The sequence below is a fragment of the Gemmatimonadota bacterium genome, assembly GCA_009838845.1.
Lineage (GTDB): Bacteria > Latescibacterota > UBA2968 > UBA2968 > UBA2968 > VXRD01.
In genome coordinates this window covers 1-6,032 of record VXRD01000145.1, presented here as the reverse complement: position 1 = coordinate 6,032, position 6,032 = coordinate 1, and the positions used below count along the sequence as shown (strand labels likewise).

Annotated in this window: 6 protein-coding genes; 5 read left to right on the top strand and 1 reads right to left on the bottom strand. The window is 52.4% G+C overall.

Features of this window, described 5'->3' with window-relative positions:
• Window positions 1–1,550: hypothetical protein (locus F4Y39_20425; protein MYC16098.1), on the bottom strand; the 1,550-nt coding region annotated here is incomplete at its 3' end.
• A gap of 591 nt (window positions 1,551–2,141) precedes the next feature.
• Here F4Y39_20425 and F4Y39_20420 point away from each other — a divergent pair.
• The 5 genes from F4Y39_20420 to F4Y39_20400 all read left to right on the top strand — a co-directional run.
• Window positions 2,142–3,566 (top strand): thioredoxin family protein, encoded by a 1,425-nt coding sequence (locus F4Y39_20420; protein MYC16097.1) that lies wholly within the window; start codon window positions 2,142–2,144, stop codon window positions 3,564–3,566.
• Entirely contained in the window at window positions 3,563–3,835 is a 273-nt protein-coding gene (locus F4Y39_20415; GenBank protein MYC16096.1) for a hypothetical protein, read from the top strand. Before F4Y39_20420 ends, F4Y39_20415 begins: the two co-directional genes overlap by 4 nt.
• A 21-nt stretch (window positions 3,836–3,856) precedes the next feature.
• A complete protein-coding gene (locus F4Y39_20410) occupies window positions 3,857–4,072 on the top strand; it encodes a hypothetical protein (protein ID MYC16095.1) in 216 nt (71 codons plus the stop codon).
• An 18-nt stretch (window positions 4,073–4,090) separates the two neighbouring features.
• Window positions 4,091–4,498 carry a peptide-methionine (R)-S-oxide reductase MsrB gene (gene msrB / locus F4Y39_20405; protein MYC16094.1) on the top strand — a complete coding sequence of 136 codons (408 nt, stop codon included), beginning with the start codon at window positions 4,091–4,093 and terminating at the stop codon, window positions 4,496–4,498.
• 39 nt (window positions 4,499–4,537) lie between these two features.
• The coding region (locus F4Y39_20400) for a hypothetical protein (protein MYC16093.1) at window positions 4,538–6,032 on the top strand (1,495 nt) is incomplete at its 3' end.

The following is a 6,032-nucleotide window of genomic DNA, read 5'->3' as shown; positions in this document are numbered from 1 at the left end:
AAACCACTCAGCAAATCGACAATAAAAAGACAAGACCCGAAGAACCCCGAGGCAAAAGCCAGCAGCACGATCCAGAAAACCCATCGGCGGCGGACGTCATTCCCCAAAAGTTTGAGGTGATGAGGCAACGCGGGCCATGCGGGAATGCGCGTATTGCCAAAAAATGCACTCGAATTAATCACGCCCAATGCAACGGTATTTTGTTGCGTGAGCGTTGCAGTCCCCGTAAAAATCTCGACAATTTGCCCCCCCTTGCCCCCAACCGGAAAAAGATAAGAAAAACCGCTCGCCGCGGTGTATTTCGCCACAGTAAAATACGCTGCATAAAGCAGTAAAAGGTGAAAAAGAGCGAGAAAAGGAGACAAACCCACCGCGATGAACCAGCCAAAGACAAAAATAGTCGCCGCAATAAACCCGACCAATGCCAGACGATAAGATACCAGACCGTCATCAGCCTCTCCCGTCACGGCTGCGCGAAGAACATCGCGCAAATGGCCTCGCGCGACCCATACCGCCCACACCGCCAGAAAAATAAAAGCACCGTGAGATTCCAGAATCAGAATCTCACTCGCTTCTGCCTGTTGCCCGGAAAGACCCACATTAAATCCCGTGCGAGCCATCACCCCTTCTTTGACAATAGCGATAAGGCGAAAAGCCCAGAAACTGAAGAGGATATCCAGATTACACATATAAGTAAGGCCCAAAACAGGGGGCAGAATACGCAAATAGAACGATGGAAAATTGCGCGCAATGGGCACCTCTTTGGTCAAATAACCGTCGTAAATGCCAATTCGGGGCAAACTGATGGCAAAATAACCGAGAATATTCCAGACAAAAACACCGAAAACAATAAAAAACCCCACCCAGAAGAGTTTATTCCGAAAAATACCGGGTATAACGCGACCGGGTTCATCAAAGCCCTCGGTCAGTGCAATCGGAAAAGCCGCGAGCGGAAAAGTGAGACGCTCGTTCTCCTCCCATTGCTTTTGAAAAATGACCGCAAGGCACAACCCAGCAACAACAAGGGCAATAGACACGGCGAACCACCAGTGCAGAGAAGCCAGCCATCCGCGCCAGGGAATACTCGCGCCATCTGGAAGGCCCTCGTAATACGTCCGAATAATCTCAGGCGCTGCCTGCGGCAAACACCACCACGGCAAAATGTCAAAAAGGACCTCTTCCCATCGATTTTCGGGCGAAGCGTAATAAAACGGCGTACTGACAATACCACCCCAGTAGGTCGTCCACCCACTTGCCGAAACCGTGCCCACAATCCACGACATGCTGTAAATAACCAGAAGTTCTGTACCCCGTAAAGCCATGCGCGGCCATGCCAGCTTTAGAATGAGATTGATCACGAGCCACGCGACAAAGGGCAAAAGCATAGCCATGGACAACTGCGACTTAACCAGCGAAGCTGATCCCAAAATCATGCCCGTGTAGTCGCTGTAAATATTGAGCAATGCCGCAGTAGCCGCACCCAGGACAATGGACCGGAAGGTAATACGCTGCGGACGCGCAGGTTCGGGTTGTGGTTGTGCAAATGCCATAAGATTGTGATAAGGTGGCGTTCAAGTATCCAGTGATATCATATTTTGGGTAATGATATATCGCGCACTTGTCAAGAATGTATTGTATCGGGTTATTATAGATATGATCACTTTTTTTTGTGCTTGAAAAACCTGCATTTTTTTCTTCCCTAAAAACGCAACATGTTCTACATTATCAGTCCATTGCTTCATTTCCCCGCAATATCTTGTATATCCCCTATATCCCCTCTCATAGTTTTTATTTCGACCATTGATCTGTATATCGGCCATTGGTCATAAAAATTAGACGCTATATCGTCTAATAGTAAAAACTCCTCTGCCTGATTTTTTCTTTTTTTGTCATTATACATTAAATAAAAACAATTATTTGTGAATGTGATCGCCCGAACAGCCTCACATTGGCATAGATATTGCAGATAAGTACTTATGTAGCAAGAAATCCCTCTTGAAAAGCGTGAAGGGGCGGGCATCAAATTGCAGCGCATAACTGTCTTTCTAACAGAACTCTTTGTGTCTTGCCGTACCTGATAATGGCATAACATCGGTAAATTACGACAATCTACGCAAAAAATATTTTAAAAGGAAAAATAGATGAGCACACACAGCTTAATAGCCGTGGTGAAACAGGACTGCCCGACCTGCACCCTCATTGCACCTGTGCTTAGACAAATTGGAAAGCGGGACGATTCACTCGCGGTTTACACCCAGGACAATCCCGATTTTCCCACTGGGATTGCAAACCTTATTGACGACACCGGTCTGGAACACTCGTATCGCCTCAATATCGAAACCGTACCGACCCTGCTCCGTTTTGAAAATGGCCGAGAAGTGGCGCGAACTGTTGGATGGCATCGCGGCGATTGGGAATCCGTATCAGAACTCAGTTCCCTCGGCGCAGACCTGCCCGAATCGCGCCCGGGATGCGGATCAAAAAGCATCGAACCGGGCATAGCTGAAAAACTCGCCGTCCAATTTGGCGAAACCGAACTCGCCGCCCGGCGTATTGAAGTCGGCGCTCTCGAAGACGAAATAGAAACCTGTTTTGAGCGCAGCTGGAGCGACGGCCTGCCCGTTGTGCCACCCACCGAAGAACGCATCATGCGCATGCTATCGGGAACGACCCGCTCCCCCGACGAATTGGTGGGCATCGTCCCCCCCAATTACAACAAATGCACCGTAGAAAAAGTCGCCATCAACGCTGTCCTCGCCGGATGCAAACCCGAATATCTCCCCGTCGTACTCGCAGCGGTTGAAACCGCACTCACAGAGGCCTTTTGCATGCACGGACTGCTCGCCACCACATTCTTTGCAGGCCCCATGATCGTCGTCAACGGACCGATCACACGCGAAATCGGCATGAACGCGCGGGTCAATGCGCTCGGGCAGGGCAACCGCGCCAACGCGACCATCGGACGCGCCCTTCAACTCGTCATCCGCAACATCGGCGGCGGCGTCCCCGGAGGCATTGATCGCGCCACGCTCGGCAACCCGGGCAAATACACCTTCTGCTTTGCCGAACGCGAAGACGATTCCCCCTGGGAATCCCTCGCCGTCGAAAGGGGATTCTCACCCGACGCATCCACAGTCTCGCTCTTTGCAGCCAGCGGCGTCACCCCCATCATGGATCAGGCATCCCGAGATCCCAACGCCCTGTGCCGATCCTTCGCCGCCTGCCTCAAAGCCGATGGCCATCCCAAACACGCAAATAGCCCGCCACCCGTACTCGTCATATCGCCAGAACACACCCGCCGATATGCAGACGCAGGCTGGTCAAAAACCCGATTCCGCGACACACTAAATCAGTACCTCCAACTCCCCGTCGCAGAACTGCTCTCAGGCGCGGGCGGCATCCCTGAAGGCATTTCAAAACAACGGACAAAAGACAACGAAACAATACCCAAATTTCGCAACAACACATTGCACATCGTCCGCGCAGGCGGAGACGCGGGCTTATTCTCTGCCCTCATCAGCAGTTGGGGAGGCAGCCAATCCATCACAAAGGAGATCACGCCATGAAATTGCTCGACCCCACATCCGAACAAAAACCAGCACAGAGAGAACGGGTAAAACGCCCGCAATCACTCGACGGACTGACCATCGGGCTTCTCGACATATCCAAAAGCCGGGGCGACGTATTCCTCGACCGCATCGAAACGCATCTCACACAGCGCAACCTCAAAGTCAACCGCTACATCAAACCCACATTCACGCGCCCGGCACCTGTCGAACTCCAGCAACAAATCGCCACCGAATGCGATATCGTCGTCGAAGGCCTGGCCGATTGAGGGTCCTGCACAACGTGCAGTGTGCACGACACGACCAACCTGGAAGCGCGCGGCATACCCACCGTCTTTGTCGCATCCGAGCCGTTCCGAGAAGCAGCCGATGCCCAATCCACCGCCCTGGGATTTAATCCCGCTCGCATCTTTGTCGCCCATCCCATCCAGGATCGCACCGACGAAGAAATGCAGGCACTTGCCGACGGCGCTATCGAACGCATCTTGAAAAGGATTAGCAGATAAAAAAGGATCTACCCCCCAATGAACGACGAAAAAATCACCAAAACAGACCGAGAATGGCGGGAACAACTCACGCCCGAACAATACTACGTCTGTCGTCAAAAAGGCACGGAACGCGCCTTCACCGGCATGTACTGGGACTGCCGTGAAGAAGGCGTATATCGCTGTGCATGTTGCAATGCCGAACTCTTCCGCTCAGACCAGAAATTCGACTCGCACTGCGGATGGCCCAGCTTTTTTGACGCCATTGACCCCGAACGCATCAACCAGCACGAAGACTTGAGCTTTGGCATGCGCCGCATCGAAGTCACCTGCGCCCGCTGCGACGCCCACCTGGGCCACATCTTCGACGACGGACCCGCCCCCACGGGCCTGCGCTATTGCATCAACTCCGTAGCCATTGATCTGGACCGCGATGAAGAATCGTGAAACATAGTTTCCTCATGAGAACCTCACGGACCGAAAAAAATGTTCTCACAGATTGAACAAATCTTCTCGCACATCATCCGCACCCGCCTGACAGCCATCATCCTCATGCTGGCACTGCCAATCGCGGCAGACGCTCAGGAAGTGACAATTAAGTCAAGCCCTACCAGCATCATGGAAGGCAAAAGCGCCACATTTATCATATCGGTGACACCAGCCCCAACCAGCAACCTGAGAGTAAACATAGAAGTGACGGGCAATACCATCCCCAACAGCTACACCCGCCCTACAACAATCACCGTCGGCACCTCTGGCCAATACACTCTGACAGTGCCAACCGAAGATTTTGACGAGAATCCGGACGACGAAAACTGGGGCAACGTACACGTAGATATAAAAGAAGGGAAAGGCTACACGATCGGTGAAAATGGAAGCGCGTCCGTGCAGGTGATTGACGAGGATGCGGATGAGAATCCGCCGATGACGGTTGCTCCGCTTCCGGTAGTAACGCTTCACACAAACCAAACGCGGGTCGCAATAGGCGACAGGGTGACGCTCACAATGAAGCGCACCGAACCTCACGACTACAGGCATCGGGTGGATTTCCGGGTGGGCGGACACCTGCCGGATATTACCGACTGGGAACCGATGGTGGAAATCCTTCATCGGCAGTCGGACAACAGGCATCCACCTGGGGAGAGATCGTATTCTTTTCGCGTGCAGGAAGAGACCTGTGGGCACACGCCGGGACGCAAAATTGAAGCCTTTCTCTTTGATGCCTACTACTATGGAGATAACATTCCACAGGCATCACGTACTGGGGATTCGGCTTACAAAGTGGGCGACCCATCTTCGGTGACCATAGAGGTTTATAAGCCCACAAATTGGCAACCGACAGGAGCCCCAACCATCAGCGGTACGCCCGAGGTGGGTCAAACATTAACAGTCTCCCATGGCCTCAGCGGTGTGACAGGCTATCAATGGTACCGGGGTTCAAATCCCATCTCTGGTGAGATGGGCAGTACGTACACAGTGCAAACAGCCGATAATGGTCACCGACTGAAAGTTCGGGTAACCTTCAATAACGGCACATGCTATTTGGAAAGCGCATTGACAGCAGTCGTGGGTGGAATGCCAGTCGGAACAATTGACACGAATCCTCCAACCATCATCGAAGGTCAGACCAAGAGATTCAGAATCACAATGGACCCTGTCCCGACGGCTCCACTAATTGCAGAAGTGCGCGTCAGCCAGATCGGCGATTTCATCAGCGGCTCACCGGACGTGGGCATTCACACAGTCAACTTCAGCGCCAACCAGGCCACCGCCACAATAATAGTCAATACTGAAGATGATCAAGTAGAGGAACCGAATGGCGAGATAAGCGCGGAACTGTTGAAGAGAACAGGCTATGAAGTAGGCGACCCATCCATCGCGACCGTCATCGTTGAGGACAACGACGGATCTGGCGGCGAGGGTCAGAACCCACAAAACCCACAAAACCCACAAAACCCACAAAACCCACAAAACCCACAAA